The organism is Nocardioides kongjuensis (assembly GCF_013409625.1).
In the GTDB taxonomy this organism is placed as follows: Bacteria; Actinomycetota; Actinomycetes; order Propionibacteriales; family Nocardioidaceae; genus Nocardioides; species Nocardioides kongjuensis.
The window spans coordinates 3,263,951-3,280,535 of sequence record NZ_JACCBF010000001.1 but is presented as its reverse complement, the minus strand read 5'-3'; the positions used below and the strand labels follow the sequence as shown (position 1 = coordinate 3,280,535).

At 73.5% G+C, this 16,585-nt stretch carries 14 protein-coding genes; 8 read left to right on the top strand and 6 right to left on the bottom strand.

Features of this window, described 5'->3' with window-relative positions; genetic code table 11:
* The first annotated feature begins 53 nt into the window (after positions 1-53).
* A complete protein-coding gene (locus BJ958_RS15795) occupies positions 54-962 on the top strand; it encodes a DICT sensory domain-containing protein (protein WP_179727893.1) in 909 nt (302 codons plus the stop codon).
* A 24-nt stretch (positions 963-986) separates the two neighbouring features.
* On the opposite strand, the gene BJ958_RS15790 is transcribed toward BJ958_RS15795, so the two are convergent.
* From BJ958_RS15790 to BJ958_RS15780, 3 genes are read right to left on the bottom strand one after another with little or no spacing between them, the layout of a single operon-like run.
* Complete coding sequence (locus BJ958_RS15790; protein WP_179727892.1) at positions 987-2,120, bottom strand: alanine racemase; 1,134 nt, start codon at positions 2,118-2,120, stop codon at positions 987-989.
* A gap of 34 nt (positions 2,121-2,154) precedes the next feature.
* On the bottom strand, positions 2,155-2,421 hold the full coding sequence (locus tag BJ958_RS15785; protein ID WP_179727891.1) for a hypothetical protein: 267 nt from the start codon (positions 2,419-2,421) through the stop codon (positions 2,155-2,157).
* On the bottom strand, positions 2,421-3,629 hold the full coding sequence (locus tag BJ958_RS15780; RefSeq protein ID WP_179727890.1) for a 3-ketosteroid-9-alpha-monooxygenase, oxygenase component: 1,209 nt from the start codon (positions 3,627-3,629) through the stop codon (positions 2,421-2,423). Before BJ958_RS15780 ends, BJ958_RS15785 begins: the two co-directional genes overlap by 1 nt.
* 152 nt (positions 3,630-3,781) lie before the next feature.
* Between BJ958_RS15780 and BJ958_RS15775 the strand changes: the two genes are divergently transcribed.
* Positions 3,782-4,570, top strand: coding sequence for a glucose 1-dehydrogenase (locus tag BJ958_RS15775; RefSeq protein ID WP_179727889.1), 789 nt, complete (start codon positions 3,782-3,784; stop codon positions 4,568-4,570).
* A 36-nt stretch (positions 4,571-4,606) separates the two neighbouring features.
* On the top strand, positions 4,607-5,425 hold the full coding sequence (locus tag BJ958_RS15770) for an SDR family NAD(P)-dependent oxidoreductase (RefSeq protein ID WP_179727888.1): 819 nt from the start codon (positions 4,607-4,609) through the stop codon (positions 5,423-5,425).
* Between the two features lie 178 nt (positions 5,426-5,603).
* Here the strand turns inward: BJ958_RS15770 and BJ958_RS15765 are convergent, their stop codons facing one another.
* The gene (locus tag BJ958_RS15765; RefSeq protein WP_179727887.1) at positions 5,604-7,949 is read right to left on the bottom strand and encodes a PEP-utilizing enzyme; all 2,346 of its coding nucleotides are present in this window, start codon (positions 7,947-7,949) and stop codon (positions 5,604-5,606) included.
* A 143-nt stretch (positions 7,950-8,092) separates the two neighbouring features.
* Here BJ958_RS15765 and BJ958_RS15760 point away from each other — a divergent pair, with 143 nt between their 5' ends.
* The 5 genes from BJ958_RS15760 to BJ958_RS15740 all read left to right on the top strand — a co-directional run bounded on the left by BJ958_RS15760 (position 8,093) and on the right by BJ958_RS15740 (position 14,435).
* Complete coding sequence (locus BJ958_RS15760) at positions 8,093-9,628, top strand: FAD-binding protein (protein WP_179727886.1); 1,536 nt, start codon at positions 8,093-8,095, stop codon at positions 9,626-9,628.
* Positions 9,629-9,713: 85 nt separating this feature from the next.
* On the top strand, positions 9,714-11,384 hold the full coding sequence (locus BJ958_RS15755; RefSeq protein WP_179727885.1) for an FAD-dependent oxidoreductase: 1,671 nt from the start codon (positions 9,714-9,716) through the stop codon (positions 11,382-11,384).
* Between the two features lie 32 nt (positions 11,385-11,416).
* On the top strand, positions 11,417-12,166 hold the full coding sequence (locus BJ958_RS15750; RefSeq protein ID WP_179727884.1) for a glucose 1-dehydrogenase: 750 nt from the start codon (positions 11,417-11,419) through the stop codon (positions 12,164-12,166).
* Positions 12,166-13,614: a pyruvate, phosphate dikinase gene (locus BJ958_RS15745; RefSeq protein ID WP_179727883.1), complete on the top strand. Its 1,449-nt coding sequence runs from the start codon at positions 12,166-12,168 to the stop codon at positions 13,612-13,614. The genes BJ958_RS15750 and BJ958_RS15745 overlap by 1 nt, the downstream gene beginning before the upstream one ends.
* Entirely contained in the window at positions 13,611-14,435 is an 825-nt protein-coding gene (locus BJ958_RS15740; protein ID WP_218865783.1) for an SDR family NAD(P)-dependent oxidoreductase, read from the top strand. The genes BJ958_RS15745 and BJ958_RS15740 overlap by 4 nt, the downstream gene beginning before the upstream one ends.
* On the opposite strand, the gene BJ958_RS15735 is transcribed toward BJ958_RS15740, so the two are convergent.
* The gene (locus BJ958_RS15735; protein WP_179727882.1) at positions 14,413-15,906 is read right to left on the bottom strand and encodes an FAD-dependent oxidoreductase; all 1,494 of its coding nucleotides are present in this window, start codon (positions 15,904-15,906) and stop codon (positions 14,413-14,415) included. The genes BJ958_RS15740 and BJ958_RS15735 overlap by 23 nt on opposite strands.
* Positions 15,906-16,532: a hypothetical protein gene (locus BJ958_RS15730; RefSeq protein ID WP_179727881.1), complete on the bottom strand. Its 627-nt coding sequence runs from the start codon at positions 16,530-16,532 to the stop codon at positions 15,906-15,908. Before BJ958_RS15730 ends, BJ958_RS15735 begins: the two co-directional genes overlap by 1 nt.
* Between the last annotated feature and the right edge of the window lie 53 nt (positions 16,533-16,585).

Below are 16,585 nucleotides of genomic sequence, written 5' to 3'. Positions count from 1 at the left end.
GGGCCTCCCAGTGACCTAAACAAAAACATCAACAATCTGTTTAAGATTAGGCTATGAGCATGGACCAGGACCTCGGCGCGGCGCAACCCCCGGCAGGATCGGGCGTCGCCGACGAGGCCGGCGGGGACGACGAGCTGACCATCGGCGACCTGGCACGCCGCGCGGGCGTGAGCACGGCCGTGCTGCGGATGTGGGAGTCGCGGCACGGGTTCCCCGAGGCGCGCCGGCTGGCCAGCGGGCACCGCCGCTACTCCGAGGCCGACGTCGACCTCGTGCGGCAGGTCCTGCGGCGCAAGGCCGCGGGGATCCGCCTCGAGGTGGCGATCGCCGAGGCCGCGGCGAGCGCCGCGCCGACGAGCCCGTCGATCTTCGCCGAGCTGCGACGTCGCCACCCCACGCTCGCCGTGCACCGGCTGCGGAAGTCAACGCTCATCGCCCTGTCGTGGGCCATCGAGGACGAGTGCTGCGCGGTGGCCGACCGGCCCGTGCTCTTCGGCGCCTTCCAGCGCGGGAGGTTCTACGAGGCCTCCGCCGGACGCTGGGCCGAGCTGACCCGGGTCGCCCGCTCCGCGGTCGTCTTCGCCGACGAGTGGGACCCCGGCTCCCGGGCGGAGCGCGGGCCGGTACGGGTCGACCTGGCACCCGACGCGCCGATGCGCCGCGAGTGGGCGGTCGTCTGCGACGCGCTCGACTCGACGGCGTGCCTGTCGGCCTGGGAGCTGCCCGGCCAGGCGGGGGTCCCGGACCGGGAGCGGGTCTTCGAGACCGTGTGGACCGTCGACCCGGTCGCGGTGCGCGACGCCGCCCGGGTCGCGGCACGGGTGGCGGCCGAGGCGGGCCTGGCCGACGCGACCCCGCTGCTCTACGAGCTCGCCGAGCCGCCGGCGCCGCGGGTCACCACGCCGGTCGCCGTCACGGCTCTGTTCAACCGGGTCGTCGCCTACGTCGACCGGCTGGTCTGAGCGCCCCTGCCGGCCTGCGGGCCGTCAGTGGAACCGGGGGTGCCAGGTGCCCACGACGTCGCCTGCCGCGTCGACCACCGCGATGTCCGGCCACCTGTCGAACGCCGAGCACGGGTGGGAGATGCCGAGGTCGACGACGTCCCCGACCGCGAGCCCGCTCGCCTGCTCCAGCACCAGGTGGTGGTCGTAGATCCGTACCGCGGTGCCGCGGGCGGGGCCCCGGTCGGTGAGTGGGTCGGTGAGTGGGTCGGTGAGTGGGTCGGGGAGGAGGACGGGGAGGCCGGCGTCGTGGGGCAGCTCCCGCTTGCCACCGGCGAGCACGACCAGTCCGGGCTCGGGCGTGGAGAGGACGACGGTGCGCACCGAGAGGGCGGGGCGCAGGCCCGGGAACGGCGACACCTCGGCGTAGGTGCCGTGGTCGTGCGTGACGTAGCAGCCCGACCGGAGGACGACCTCGACCCCGTCGATCACGTCGGCGCCGGCGGCCGCGAGGAGCGCGCGGTCGGGGAACGCGGAGCCGCCCAGGGTGAGCACCGGGCGGGAGGTCTCCAGCAGGGGGCGGAGCTGGTCGAGCACCTCGAGCGTCGTACGGCAGTGCTCGTCGACGAGCGCCACGGTCGCCGCGTCGCGGGTGTTGGGGCGCACGCCCTCGTAGCCGGAGACGCCGACCAGGACGACGCCGGGCGCGGCAGCACAGGCTCGGGCCACGTCGAGGGCCTGCGCAGGGGTCCGGACGCCGGTGCGGCCGGCCGGCGCACCGACGTCGAGGAGGACCGGCAACGGCCGGGCGGCGCCGGCGAACGCACCGGCGGCGATCCCGACGCCGGCCACGGAGTCGACCAGGCAGCACAGGTCGAGCGAGGCGTCGGCCTCGAGCCACGACCTGAGGCGGGCCAGCTCGGCGGGTTGGACGACCTGGTTGGCGACCACGATCCGGTCGACGCCCCAGTCGCGCACGATCGCGGCCTGGGCGACGGTGGCCACGGTGACGCCCCAGGCGCCGGCGGCCAGCTGCCGCTCGACGATCGGCCGGGTCATCGTGGTCTTCACGTGCGGAGCCAGGACGACGCCCTGCTCGCGGCACCAGTCCGCGAGGAGCGCGATGTTGTGGTCGAGCGCCGACAGGTCCAGGCGCAGCTGGGGGAGGACGTCGGGCACGCCTGCGAACCTACTCCCCGGCTCCGTGAGGAGGTCAGTCGTCCTCGGGTGCCAGGACCGGCAGCGTCCCGTCCACGACGGCCTGCGCGATGCTGTCGCGCAGCCGGTCGCAGACCGGGGGAAGGCCCTTGACGGCGGAGCCGGGGGACCAGGACGAGCAAGCGGCCATGGCGTCGTCGGACCACTGGACCGAGGTCTGCTGCCAGCTGGCCTTGCGGACCAGCACCCGGGCGGCGCACGACGCGCACGCCACCGGGTGCATGGGGGCGTCGGCCAGCCGGTTGTCCGGCCGCACGCCCATCAGGCGTCCTGGGTCTGGGGGACCGCCGCGGCTGCGGCCTCGGCGGCGGCCGCCTCGGCGCGGCGGGCGACGTTCTCCTGGACCTCGCGCTGCCAGGCCTCGACCGGCTTGGTGGTGTCGAGCTCGAACTCGAAGCGGTCGGTCATCTCGGGCGTGACCTGGTCGGCGTCGACGTAGAACTGCTCGTACCAGCGGCGCAGCTGGTAGACGGGGCCGTCCTCCTCGCACAGCAGCGGGTTGTCGATCCGGGTCTTGTTCTTCCAGATCTCGACGTCCTGCTCGAAGCCGAGGCGCACGGTGGCGACCATCTTGGCGGCGAGCGCGTCGGCGGCGGCCGGGTCGTCGTCCTCCACCTCGGGGCGCTGCATGCTGATGCCGTAGAGCAGCATGAACGAGTTCTCGTCGATCGGGTAGTGGCAGTTGATCAGCACGGTGCGGGTGTCGCCGTGCTCGTAGTGGTAGATCAGGTCGTCGATCATGAACGACGGGCCGTGGTACGTCGCGACCGACGTGTTCCCCAGCCGCTTCGGGGCACCGATGGCGACCTCGGCGGGCCGCATGTCGTCGCGGTTGACGCCCTTCTGCAGCTGGGTGGCGGTGTGGCCCTCGAAGGTGTTCTTGAAGTACGTCGGGAAGGCGTGGTGCACGTAGAAGAAGTGCGCCATGTCCACGACGTTGTCGATGATCTCGCGGCAGTTGGTGTTGACGACCGTGGTCGCCCACGCCCAGTCGGTCCAGGTCGGGTCGGACGGGCCGCCGTCGATGAGCGGGATGGCCTGCTCGGGGATCGGGGCGCTGCCCTCGTGGTCGTGCCACACGAAGACCAGGCCGTCCTGGGCCATCGCGTGCCAGGTGCGGGTGCGGGCGCGCAGCGGGACCCGGCGCGAGTACGGGATCTGCTTGCAACGGCCGTCGCCGCCCCAGCGCCAGTCGTGGAAGGGGCACGCGACCTCGTCGCCCTTGATCGAGCCCTGCGACAGGTCGCCACCCATGTGGCGGCAGTAGGCGTCGAGGACCTTGATCTCGCCCTGGCTGTCGGCCCACACGACGAGCTTGGTGCCGAACGCCTGGATCGAGTGCGGCTTGCCGTCGCGGAAGTCCTTCTCGAGGCCGATGCAGTGCCAGCCGCGGGCGAACCGGGCCGGGGCGGCCTCGAACTCGATGTGGCGGACCTCGTCGGCGGCCGTGCTGTTGTGCACCGCGGTCATCTTCGATCTCCTCGTGGTGGGGCTGGTGGGGACAGGGCCCGAGAGGCCTGCCGATGCTGCGACGTTATGGACGCCACACCGCTCTGGGCACGAAGGTCCCGCTGATCGGGATCCCCGGCCGAGGGCGCCGACGGCGGGGCTTCCCTACCGTCATGACCTCCATCACCAGCCAGTCCACCCCTGCCTCCGATCCGGTTCCCGGCCGCGTCGCCGACAAGGTCGTCATCGTCACGGGTGGGTCCCGCGGCATCGGTGCCGCGTGCGTGCGCCGGCTCGTCGAGGAGGGTGCCCGCGTCGTCATCGCCGACGTGCTCGAGGCCGAGGGCAAGGCGCTCGCCGACGAGCTCGGCGAGCGGGCGTCGTACGTCGCCCTCGACGTGACCAGCGAGGACGGCTGGGAGCAGGCGGTCGCCGCTGCGGAGGCCACCTTCGGCCCGGTGTCCGGCCTGGTCAACAACGCCGGCATCGTGCACGTCGACCCGATCGAGCAGCACTCCGAGGCCGACTACCGCCGCGTCATCGACGTCAACCAGGTCGGTGTCTTCCTCGGCATGAAGGCGGCGATCCCCTCGCTGCGCAGGGCCTCCGCAGCCGGCGTGGGCGGCTCGATCGTCAACATCTCCTCGACCGGCGGCCTGATCGCGTACTCGCGGATCGTCGGGTACGTCGCCTCGAAGTGGGCCGTGCGCGGCATGACCAAGACCGCGGCCCAGGAGCTCGGCCCCGACAACATCCGGGTCAACTCTGTGCACCCGGGCTTCACCCGCTCCGAGATGACGGCCAGCTCCGCGCGGTCGCACGAAGGTGCGAAGCACCAGCCGTTGGCGCGCCAGGCCGAGGCCGTCGAGATCGCCAACCTCGTGCTGTTCCTGATCTCCGACGAGTCCAGCTACAGCACCGGGTCCGAGTTCGTCGCCGACGGCGGCTTCACCTCGCTCTAGGCACCCTGCCGCCGAGCGCACGACAAGGAGAACACCATGAAGGACTTCAACGGCAAGGTCGTCGTGATCACCGGCGCCGGGGCCGGGATCGGCCGCGAGCTGGCGGTCCAGCTCGCCCGGGAGGGCGCCCGCCTGGCCGTGTCCGGCCGCAGCATCGCGAACGTCGAGGAGACCGCCGAGCTGTGCCGCAGGGCCGGCGCCGAGGCCCGTGCGTACGAGGTCGACGTGACCGACCGCAACGCCGTCCTCAAGCACGCCGACGAGGTCGTCGCCGACTTCGGCAAGGTCAACGTCGTCGTCAACAACGCGGGCGTCTCGCTGGTCGCCAGCGTGGAGGAGGTCAGCTGGGAGGACCTCGAGTGGATCGTCAACATCAACTTCTGGGGCGTCGTCCACGGCACCAAGGCGTTCCTGCCGCACGTCATCGCCTCCGGTGACGGCCACATCGCCAACATCTCCAGCATGTTCGGCCTCGTCGCGTGCCCGACCCAGGGCGGCTACAACGCGACGAAGTTCGCCATCCGCGCCTTCACCGACGCGCTGCGCCAGGAGATGAGGATGTACGGGCACCAGGTGGGTGTCAGCAGCGTCCACCCGGGCTCGATCCGCACCGACATCGCCAAGAAGGCCCGCGCCGGCGGCGACCGCGACGTCGCCCAGCTCGCCGCGAACTTCGACCGGATCGCCAAGATGACCGTCGAGGAGTGCGCCGACATCATCATCAAGGGCATCCGCAAGGACAAGGCCCAGATCCTGTGCGGCAACGACGCGAAGTTCATGGCCGTGCTGCCGCGGATCATGGGCCCGGGCTACCAGAAGGTCATCACCGCGCTGTTCAAGAAGGACGTCAAGTAGCGCCACCTCTCCTTCGCGCACGACCACAGCCCCCGGGTGCCCCCGCACCCGGGGGCTCGTTCGTTCCGCCGACCCGGCGCGAAGTGGCCCCGAAAAGACGCCGACCCGGCAGAAAGTGGCGGGCATGCGAGCCAGTTTCTGCCGGGTCGGCGGGAGCTTCGGGCCAGTTTCTGCCGGGTCAGCCCTCCAGCACCTCGACCGTGCCGGCAGCACCGTCGACACGGACGAGCATGCCGTCGGCGAGGCTGGTGGAGGCGTGCTTGGTGTCGACGACGCAGGGGATGGCGAACTCGCGGGCCACGATGGCGGCGTGGGAGGCGGCGCCACCGATGTCGGTGACGACGGCGGCGGCGTACCCGAACATCGCGGTGTGGCCGACGTCGGTGACGGAGGCGACGAGGACCTCGTCCGGCTCGATGTCGTCGTCGGGGGAGCGCAGGACGCGGACCCGGCCCTCGACGACGCCGGCGCTGACGCCGATGCCGCCGATGGTGTCGCCGACGCCCACCCCGGAGTGGACGCCCTCGGGCGCCCAGGTGCCGACGACGACGTCGGGCATCCGCACGCCCTGCAGCCGGACCCGTTCGGCACGGCGCCGGGCGACCCGCTCGTCGAGGCTGCTGGGGTCGACGAAGAGCTCGTCGAGGGTCAGGTAGAACGCGTCGTCCGCGGCGGCGAGCCGGCCGGCCGCCACCAGGCGGTTCCCGCGCTCGCGTACGGCGAGGCGCAGGTCGTGGGTGTAGCGGACCACGCCGTCGCGAGCACGCTCGCGGGCCAGGATCGCGCCGGCGGCCATCTTGCCGGTGCGCGACCTCATGGCCGGGACGGCCTCGCGGGCGGCGGCGGGCCGGGCGGCCGCGGCGGCGGCCGAGCCGACGAGGTGGGCCGGCCGGTCGGAGAAGGACGGGTTCTCCAGCTCGCACTCGCCGGGACCGCGGTGGCCCATGACGGCGAGCTGGGCGTCGAGCGCGGCCGAGAACGCGGGGGACGCCGCGCGCAGCGCCTCGACGTCGCCCTCGCGGGCCAGCTTGAGCAGGTGGTCGTCGCCGCGCAGCTCGTCGGCGAGCCGCTCGACGGCGAGCATGGTGCGGGCCGACTCGAGGAGCTCGACGTCGACGGCGACGTGCTCGGGGTTCTTGCCGCGCTCGTGGATCCCGTCGGCGGCGCTGGTCATCATCACGCCGATCGAGGCGACCGACCAGGCGTGGGCGAGGCGGTCGCGCCACAGCAGGGCGCGGGTGTGCAGCTGGTCGTCGCTCAGCGCTGCCACCTGCTCGGCGCCCAGGCTCTCGGCGACCGCGGCCGCGTGCACCGCCTCGGCCTCCTCCTTGAACTTCCGGGCCCGGGCGATCACCCGGCTGGTGGCGGTGAAGGTCGCGATCCGGCTGGCGAGGCCCGTCGGCATCGGCGGCCCGCCCTGGGGCCGGAAGACGACGTCCTCGGGGATGTTGCCGTAGACGTCCTTGCGGACGGTGGCCTCGTCCCAGCCGGGCATGTTCTCGACGATGTTCACGCCGACCGACGCGTTGATGTAGACGCAGTGGCCGAGCACACCCAGCACCAGGCTGGTCTGCTGCTCCAGCGCCGCACCCTCGAGGGCGAGCATGCGGCCCATGCCCTCGTTGGAGATCCGCTGCGCGCCGAGCTGGAGGTCCAGCGACATCGGAGTGAGCGGGCCCGGCAGCGCCTCGGAGGTGTTGGTCGCCGTCAGCACGGCGAGGCGCGGGTCGAGCAGGGTGTCGAACTCGCCCTGGAGGTCCTCCGGGCCGGCGGCCACGAGGGTGCCGCCGTCGCTCGCGGGCAGGTTGTTCGGGACGACGTACGTCGGCAGGCCGAACCGGCCCGACTCGACCTCGGCGCCGCGCTTGGTGATCCGGGTGCCGCGCAGGCCGCGGACGAGGTCCTCGACGGCCTCGCGGGCGGTCCAGCCGTAGCCGAAGCCGGCGGGGACGGCGCTCTCGGCGAGCGGTGCGGCGGGACGGGCGGAGACGCCGGGGACGGCCGGCTTCACGCCGGCGACCTGCAGCAGCTTGCGCGCCTCGGTGCCGGTGACGGTCCCGGGCGCGGCGAGCGTGAACGGCCCGGCGGGCTCGGCCGAGACGGCGGCGGCCAGGGCGCGGTTCAGGTCGTCGTGGTGCACCACCTGCAGCGCGGCCGAGTCGCTCGCGAGCAGGTCGGCCAGGGTCTGCAGCGCCGCGCGGTCGGTACGACGACCGGCCACCGGGGCGACCTCGACGACGACGACCTCGGCGCCCGCGGAGGACAGGGCGGCCGCCGCGGCGTGGGTGCCGCCGAGCGGGGTGGGGAGCACGACCCGGGTGCCGGGTGCGACGCGCAGCGGACCGCCGCCGAGGTGCACGACGGCATCGACGGAGCCGGCCGCGGCGACGTCGGCGACCACCGTGACGCCCGGGTCCAGGTAGCGGTGCTGCCCGACTCCGACGACCTCGTGGCCGGCGGCCAGCAGCAGGCGGGCGACGTCGCGCCCGTCCTCGGTGGCGACTCCCGTGATCAGGACGCGCATGGACTCTCCTCCTCGTGGTTCACCGGCCCGTCGTACGGGGCCAGACGAGGAGCGTCCGGCCCGTGAGGGCGGTCACGTCGCGGAGTCCCACTCAGCGGGAGACCCCGAACGGCGGGCCGAGGACGGCCGCAGGCTCCCGGTCCGTGACGAGCAATCCTGAGTGGGACGAGACCTTCGACGTCGTGGTGGTGGGCTCCGGCGGGGGCGGCATGACGGCCGCCTGGACGGCAGCGCGGGCGGGCGCCTCGGTGCTGCTCGTCGAGGCCGGCGGCGCGTACGGCGGCACCACCGCCTACTCGGGAGGCGGCATCTGGTTCCCGGGCAACACCGTGCTGCGCGCCGCGGGCCACGACGACGCCGACGAGGCGCGCGACTACTTCCACGCCGTGGTCGGCGACCGCACCCCGCGCACCCTGCAGGACACCTTCCTGGCCACCGGACCGGCCCTGGTCGACCGGCTGCTCGAGGACGACGCCTTCGCGTTCGAGCCGTTCGCGTGGCCCGACTACTTCGGCTCGGTCCCCGGGGCCGCGGTCGAGCGCCAGATCCGCGCGCTGCCGCTCGACCCGGCCGAGCTCGGCCCGCTCGCGGAGCAGCTGCGCCCGCCGCTCAAGGTCGACCGCGCCGGCGCGGCCCCCGCCGACACCCTGATCGGCGGTCAGGCCCTGATCGGCCGCTTCCTGCTGGCCCTCGGGCGCCTCGACACGGCCGAGCTGCGCCTCGACGCCGCCTGCACCGAGCTGGTCGTCGAGGACGGCCGCGTCGTCGGTCTGGTCGCCGGCGAGCGCCGCGTCCGCGCCACCCGCGGCGTCGTCCTCGCCTCGGGCGGCTTCGAGCACAACGCCGCGATGCGCGAGCAGCACGGCGTCCCCGGCGCCGTGAGCGGTGCGATGGGCCCCGCGTCCAACCGTGGCCTCGCCATCCAGGCCGGCATCGACATCGGCGCCGCCACCGACCTGATGGACCAGGCCTGGTGGGCGCCCGGCATCGCGCACCCCGACGGCACCACGTCGTTCTCGCTCTGGTTCACCGGGGGGATCTTCGTCGACGCCGACGGCGAGCGGTTCGTCAACGAGTCGCTGCCCTACGACCGCCTCGGCCGTGACGTCATCGACGCCCAGCGCTCGGGCCGCGTGGGTGAGAGGTACTGGATGGTCCACGACGACCGCGACGGCGCGCTGCCGCCGGTCCGCTCGACGACGCTGCCCCTCGCCCCCGCGGAGGAGTACGTCGCCGCCGGGCTCTGGCACACCGCCGACACCGTCGCCGAGCTGGCGGCCGCGATCGGCGTACCGGCCGACGCCCTCGAGGCCACCGTCGCCCGGTTCAACGAGCACGCGGCGGCCGGGCACGACCCCGACTTCGGCCGCGGCGACGAGCCCTACGACCGCTCCTTCGCCGGCGGTGGCTCGCCGCTGGTCCCGATCGAGAAGGGCCCGTTCCACGCGGTCGCCTTCGGCCTGTCCGACCTCGGCACCAAGGGCGGCCTGGTCACCGACGAGCACGCCCGCGTGCTGCGCCCCGACGGCACGGTCATCGCCGGTCTCTACGCGGCCGGCAACTCGATGGCCGCGGTGACCGGTACGACGTACCCCGGCGGCGGCAACCCGATCGCGGCCAGCATGGTCTTCGGCCACCTCGCCGTGCTCGACGCACTCGGTTCCGGCGCTTCTCGCTGAACGGGACTTCCGCCCCACCGGGGCACGCCAGTGCGTTGTCTAGGGCCGCACGCCCACGACCCGAGCAGCACCCCAGGAGGACACGATGACGGACCCGACCACGACGGCCTGGCAGCACGAGGTCGACCTGCTCGTGGTCGGCGCGGGCGCGGGCGGCATGACCGCCGCGCTCACCGGCGCCCTGTCCCGCCTCGACACCCTGCTCGTCGAGAAGGCCACGACGTACGGCGGCACGACGGCGCTGTCCGGTGGCGGCATCTGGGTCCCGAACAACCCGACCCTGGCCCGCGCGGGCATCACGGACCCCGAGGAGCGGGTGGTCGAGTACCTCGAGCACATCACCCAGGGCTCGATCGGCCGCGACCGGCTGGTGGCCTACGCCCACCACGGCCCGGCCATGTTCGAGATGTTCGAGAAGCACGCCCGGCACCTGACCTTCAGCTGGTGCCCCGGCTACTCGGACTACCACCCCGAGGCGCCTGGGGGGCGTCCCGAGGGCCGTTCCGTCGAGTGCCCCCCGTTCGACATGCACCAGCTCGGCGAGCTCGCCTACACCCAGCGCGGCAGCGCGATGAAGGTCCCCGGCGGCCTGATCATCACCTCGGCCGACTACGTGCACCTCAACATGGTCACCCGCACCTGGCGCGGCCGCTGGCGTGCGCTCAAGCTCGGCGTGAGGTCGACGCTCAACAAGCTGCGCCGCCGCCAGATGGTCTCCCTCGGCCAGGCGCTGGTCGCCCGGCTGCGGATCTCGCTGCGCGACGCCGGCGTCCCGGTCTGGCTGGAGACCCCGCTGCTCGACCTCGTCCGCGACGAGGACGGCGCCGTGGTCGGCGCCGTCGTCGAGCGCGACGGAGCGTCGTACCGGATCCGGGCGCGGCGCGGCGTGATCATCGCCAGCGGCGGCTTCGACCACAACGAGGCGATGCGCAAGGAGTACCTCCCCGAGGTCGGTCGCGCCGACGTCTCCGGCGGCGCCGACACCAACACCGGCGACGGCATCCTGATCGGCCACGCTGCCGGTGGTGCGCTCGACCTGATGGACGACGCCTGGTGGATGCCGGCGGTGCGCAAGCCGGACGGCCGCGTGCACTCGCTCGTCTCCGAGCGGTCGATCCCCAACTCGGTGATCCTCTCGCCGAAGGGCGAGCGGTTCACGAACGAGGCGTCGCCGTACGTCACCTTCGTCCACGACCAGATCGCCCACGGCCACCCCTACCTGTGGTTCGTGATGGACCAGACCGCGCGCCGCCGCTACCCGTTCGGCGCCACCGTCCCGGGCGCCGACCTGCCGCAGAAGTGGTACGACGCCGGCACCGCCCACAAGGCCTCGACCCTCGACGAGCTGGCGCGCCTGACCGGCATGGACGCCGCGACCCTCACCGCCAGCGTGCAGCGCTGGAACGAGATCGTCGCGAGCGGCGAGGACGCCGACTTCGGCCGCGGCGAGAGCGCCTACGAGCGCTACTACGGCGACCCGACGCTGCCGAACCCGGTGCTCGGCGCCGTCGACAACGCGCCGTACTACGCCGTGCGCATCGAGGCCGGCGACCTCGGCACCAAGGGCGGTCTCGTGACCGACCGCCTCGGCAAGGTGCTCGACGCCGACGGCAACGCCGTGACCGGCCTCTACGCCACCGGCAACGTGGCCGCCTCGGTCATGGGCAACGACTACGCCGGTGCCGGCGCGACCATCGGTCCCGCGATGGTCTTCGGCTACCTCGCCGCGCTGCACGCCGCCGGCGCCACCAACTGAGGAATTCCCCGCAGGACAAGGAGATTCGCGACATGGGAACGCTTGACGGACGCGTCATCATCATCACGGGCGGTGCCCGTGGCATGGGCGCCTCGCACGCCCGCCACCTGATCGCCGAGGGCGCCCGGGTCGTCATCGGCGACGTCATCGACGACGCCGGCGAGATCCTCGCCAAGGAGCTCGGCGACGACGCCGTCTTCGTGCACCAGGACGTGACCTCGGCAGCCGACTGGGACGCGGTCGTCGCGACCGCCACGGAGACCTTCGGCGCCGTGCACGGCCTGGTCAACAACGCCGGCGTGCTCAGCTTCGGCTCGCTCGCCGACACCACGCCCGAGGCGTTCCAGCGGATGATGGACATCAACGTGACCGGCACCTTCCTCGGCCTGCGTGCGGTCGCCCCGGTGATCACCGAGGCCGGTGGCGGCTCGATCGTCAACATCTCCTCGATCAACGGCCTGCTCGGCACCGCCTTCACGACCGCCTACACCGCCAGCAAGTTCGCGGTCCGCGGCCTGACGAAGGCGGCGGCCCAGGAGCTCGGCCCCGCCGGCATCCGGGTCAACTCGGTCCACCCCGGTGGCATCGCCACCCCGATGACGCAGCACGAGGGCGGCGACGCCGCCGGTGCAGCGTTCGCGAAGTTCCCGATCCCGCGCTGGGGCCAGCCCGAGGAGGTGTCGCCGCTCGTGGCGTTCCTGCTCTCCGACCAGTCCAGCTACTCGACCGGCGGCGAGTTCGTCGTCGACGGTGGCATCACCAGCGGTCTGTACTTCTCATGATGGCGACCATCGACCGCCCGGCCATCGCTGCCGGCATCACCGCCGACGTCGTCCGCCTCGACGGCAGCTGCGACCTCGACCGTGCCGCCATCGGGGGCAAGGCCTGGAGCGTCAACGCGATGCGCGCCCTCGGGCTGCCCGTCCCGCCCGCCGTCGCTCTCACCACCGGCTGCTGCGCGGCCTTCTACGCGGCGGACGGCACCGTCCCCGACGACGTCTGGGAGCAGGTACGACGCGGCGTCGCCTTCCTCGAGGAGGAGACCGGCCGCAGCTTCGGCAGCACCGAGCGTCCCCTGCTCGTCTCCGTCCGCAGCGGCGCGCCGGTCAGCATGCCCGGGATGATGGACACCGTCCTCAACCTCGGCCTCACCGACGCCACCGCGGCCGCGCTGGTCGCCGAGAGCGGCGACGAGGCGCACGTCGCCGACACCCGCGAGCGCTTCGTCCGGCAGTACCAGGAGACCGTTGCCGAGGGCCCGGTCCCCGACGACGCGTGGGCCCAGCTCCGTGCCGCCGTCGCCGCCGTCTTCGGGTCCTGGCAGTCCGCTCGCGCCCAGACCTACCGCCGCACGCAGGGGATCGCCGACGACCTCGGCACCGCCGTCACCGTGCAGGCGATGGTCTTCGGCAACCTCGACGACCACTCCGGCACCGGCGTGCTCTTCTCGCGCGACCCGAGCACCGGCGAGCCCGCGCCCTTCGGCGAGTGGCTCGCCCGCGGCCAGGGCGAGGACGTCGTCTCCGGCCGGGTCACCCCGCAGCCGCTGGCGATGCTCGCCGAGCAGATGCCGGCGGTGCACGCCGACCTGATGAAGGCGACCGCGACCCTGGAGGAGTCCGGGCGCGACGTGCAGGACATCGAGTTCACCGTCGAGGGCGGGCGGCTGTGGCTGCTGCAGACCCGGTCGGCCAAGCGGACGGCGGCGGCCGCCGTACGGATCGCGGTCGACCTGGTCGACGAGGGCGTGCTCACGCCGGCCGAGGCCGTGGCCCAGGTCAGCGCCGAGCAGCTGCAGGCGGTCGTCGAGGCCGCGTCCGGCGCCGGCGTCGGAACGCCGGTCGCGACCGGTGAGTCGGCCTGCCCCGGCCTGGCGTACGGCGTCGCCGTCGCCGACCCGGACGAGGCCGAGGAGCGCGCGGAGGCGGGCGAGGACGTCATCCTGGTCCGCTCCGCCACCTCGCCCGACGACCTGCACGGCATGCTCGCCGCCAACGGCATCGTCACCGAGTACGGCGGCGCGACCTCGCACGCCGCCGTCGTGAGCCGCGAGATCGCGCGCCCCTGCGTGGTCGGCTGCGGTGCCGGCACCGTCGAGTCGCTGGTGGGTCGCGAGATCACCGTCGACGGCGCCACGGGTCAGGTCTGGGAGGGCCGGATCGAGAGCGTCGCCGCCGAGGAGAACCCCTACCTCGCCCGCCTGCAGGCGTGGGCAGCGGAGGCGGAGTGACCGCACCCGTCGCCGTCGTGACCGGCGCCTCGCGGGGCGTCGGTCGCGGCATCGCGCTGGCGCTCGGCGACCTCGGCGCGACCATCTACGTGACCGGCCGCTCCGCGTCCGTGGCCGACGTCGCCGCAGAGGTCGGCGTCCGCGGCGGCCACGGGATCGGCGTGCTCTGCGACCACGGTGACGACGCCGCCGTGGCGGCCCTGTTCAGCCGAGTGGGGGAGGAACAGGGTCGCCTCGACGTCCTCGTCAACAACGCGATCGCCCTGCCTCCCGGGCTCGGCGACGACCTGCCGTTCTGGGAGCGGCCGCTCGCGCACCAGGCGATGTTCGACGTCGGCCTGCGCTCGACGTACGCCGCCAGCTGGCACGCGGCGCCGCTGCTGGTCACAGCCCGCGGACTGCTCGTCAACACCTCGTCCTTCGGCGGCGGCTGCTACATGCACGGCCCGGCGTACGGCGCCGCGAAGGCCGGTGTCGACCGGCTCGCCCACGACTTCGGCATCGACCTCGAGCCGCACGGCGTGACCGCGGTGTCGTTGTGGATGGGCATCCTGCGCACCGAGCGGACGCAGGCTGCGCTGGAGGCCGACCCCGACCGATACGGCGACCTGGCGGCACGCACCGAGTCCGTCGAGCTCCCCGGCAGGGTGATCGCCGCCCTCTGGCAGCACCCCGAGCGAACCCGCTGGAACGGGCAGACGGTGGTGAACGCCGAGCTCGCCGTCGAGCTCGGCGTGACCGACGTCGACGGCGCACAGCCGCCCTCGCACCGGTCGATGCTGGGCGGCCCGCCCGCGGTCAACCCTGCGATCGTGCGCTGAGCACGCGCGCCCGAGCACTGGCTCGGCGACCGGCGATGCGGCCGAACGCGAGCGCGTCGGCGATGTGCATGCCGCCGTCCTTGCACCAGCTGTAGGTCGTGCTGACCCCGCCGGCGGCGTACAGGCCGGCGATGGTCTCGCCGAACGGGTCGAGGACCTCGGCGTGCTCGTTGCGGCGCGGGCCGCCGTTGCTCCAGGCCAGCATCGGTGCCGACGTGAACGCGTAGTAGGGGCCGTCGCCGAGCGCGACCAGGGTCGACGGGTCCCGGCCGAGCTGCTCGTCGAACCCGGCTGCGCAGGCCGCGTTGTAGCGCTCGACCGAGGCGACGAGGAGCTCCGGGTCGACGCCGATCAGCGGCGCCAGCTCCTCGAGGGTGTCGGCCCTGTGCAGCCAGCCCTTCTCGATCTCGACGCTGTTGTCCCAGCTCCACTCGTAGTCCTCGACCAGCACGTTCCAGCCGACCGGCAGCATCGCCGCGGTGGGCGAGATCGGTCCGGCGAGGCGGGTCGCCTCGTCGAAGACGGCGTGCAGGCTGCGGACCGGGACGTGCTCGTAGGCGCCGTGCACGCGGGCCTGGCCGTGCCCGGTCCGGGGCAGCTCGTCGACGCAGCGGCGACCGTCGTGGTCGACGTAGAGGAAGCCCTTGCGGAACGAGAACCGTGCGTAGAAGCCGCTGTCGAAGCCGGGGACCCGGAAGCCCTCGATGCTGGTCATGTTGTCCATGTGCCACAGGTCGGCGCCCGCCTTCTGGGCCATCCGGTGCCCGTCGCCGGTGTTGTGGGGCGAGCCCCAGGTCAGCGTCTGCGGGAGGCGGAGGTAGTCGCGGACCATGCGGACGTCGCCCTCGAAGCCGCCGGTGGCGAGCACGACGCCGCCCGCCGCAGGGAGGGTGCGGCGGGCGCCGTCGGCGTCGGTGACCTGGACGCCGACGACGGTGCCGTCGGCGTCCTGGACGAGGCGCTCGGCACGGGTGCCGAGGAGGACGGTGATGTCGCGGGCGGCCACGGCCCGGGTGAGGGCGGCGAGGAGGCGCGACCTGCCGAGCGCTCCGCCGACGGCACGCCACCCGGTGACCGCGTCGCTGCCCTCGAGCTCGGGGAACTCGGGCGGGACCTCCACGACCGTGCCGGCGATGCCGCGGTCGAGCGTGCCCGGCACGGTCCCGACCTCGGCGCCGACGACCTCGCGCATCCATGCCGTGGTGCGGGTGCACTCCTCGGCCCAGGCCGCCACGACCGGCTCGGGCACGGGGCGCTCGCCGCACAGGCTGCGCAGGTAGGCCGCGGCCCGCTCGGCGCTCGACGGCTCCCACCAGGCGCCACCGGAGACGCGGGTGTTGCCGCCCTCCAGGCCAGCGGGCAGCTTGTCGACCAGGACGACACGGGCACCCGCGTCGTGGGCCTCGATCGCCGCGGCACAGCCGGCGGCGCCGTGGCCGAGCACGACGACGTCGGCCACGAGGTCGCCCATCAGTGCGCGCGTCCTGCGACGGCCTCCTCGAGGCGGGTCCGCCCGCTGAGCTGGATCAGGTCCTCGTGGAGCTCGAACCACACGGTGTGGTAGCTGTCGAGGATCGGGCGGGCGACCCAGGTGGTGTCGCCCTCGGAGAGCCGGTCCTGCGCGTGCTGCAGCCGCTGGGGGTAGCGCGCGAGGCGCGGCGCGACCTGCGCGAGCCGCTCCACGAGCGGGAGCACCCGGGCGTGCAGGTCGGCGAGGCGCGCGAGCACCCCGGCGTCGTACGCCGCGTCGGTGTGGTCGTTCGGCGTGCCGTCGGCCCGGAGCTGCCAGGCGGTCACGATGGTCTTGAGGTCGGCGTTGACGACGCAGAAGTCGTCGTACGCCGCGGCGAGGGAGGGCTGGTCGACGGTGGCCGCGTCGGCGGCGAGCAGCTCGGCCAGCCGGGCGCGACCGGGGTCGGCGAGCCGGAAGCCGGCGCCGGCCCTGACCAGCTCGCCGGATCCCTCGAGGTCCGTCAGCAGGGCCCCGGCCGCCTCGGGGGCGATCCCCAGGGGCGTGGCCACGTCGGCCTCGCGGACCCGGCCCTTCAGCTCGACGACGCGCAGCACGCTGAGCAGGGTGGGCTCGGCAACGGACATCTCGATCTCCTCGTCTCGTTCGGTTCACCCGAGGTTCACCCGAGCGCGGGGTG

Bases quoted from the DNA above. Each gene is read 5' to 3' on its own strand.
- BJ958_RS15730 (WP_179727881.1), bottom strand. From the start codon at position 16,532: ATGTCCGTTGCCGAGCCCACCCTGCTCAGCGTGCTGCGCGTCGTCGAG.
- BJ958_RS15765 (WP_179727887.1), bottom strand. From the start codon at position 7,949: ATGCGCGTCCTGATCACGGGAGTCGCCACCGAGGACGGGCGCGACGTC.
- BJ958_RS15785 (WP_179727891.1), bottom strand. From the start codon at position 2,421: ATGGGCGTGCGGCCGGACAACCGGCTGGCCGACGCCCCCATGCACCCG.
- BJ958_RS15795 (WP_179727893.1), top strand. From the start codon at position 54: ATGAGCATGGACCAGGACCTCGGCGCGGCGCAACCCCCGGCAGGATCG.
- BJ958_RS15770 (WP_179727888.1), top strand. From the start codon at position 4,607: ATGAAGGACTTCAACGGCAAGGTCGTCGTGATCACCGGCGCCGGGGCC.
- BJ958_RS15750 (WP_179727884.1), top strand. From the start codon at position 11,417: ATGGGAACGCTTGACGGACGCGTCATCATCATCACGGGCGGTGCCCGT.
- BJ958_RS15755 (WP_179727885.1), top strand. From the start codon at position 9,714: ATGACGGACCCGACCACGACGGCCTGGCAGCACGAGGTCGACCTGCTC.
- BJ958_RS15780 (WP_179727890.1), bottom strand. From the start codon at position 3,629: ATGACCGCGGTGCACAACAGCACGGCCGCCGACGAGGTCCGCCACATC.
- BJ958_RS15745 (WP_179727883.1), top strand. From the start codon at position 12,166: ATGGCGACCATCGACCGCCCGGCCATCGCTGCCGGCATCACCGCCGAC.
- BJ958_RS15735 (WP_179727882.1), bottom strand. From the start codon at position 15,906: ATGGGCGACCTCGTGGCCGACGTCGTCGTGCTCGGCCACGGCGCCGCC.
- BJ958_RS15775 (WP_179727889.1), top strand. From the start codon at position 3,782: ATGACCTCCATCACCAGCCAGTCCACCCCTGCCTCCGATCCGGTTCCC.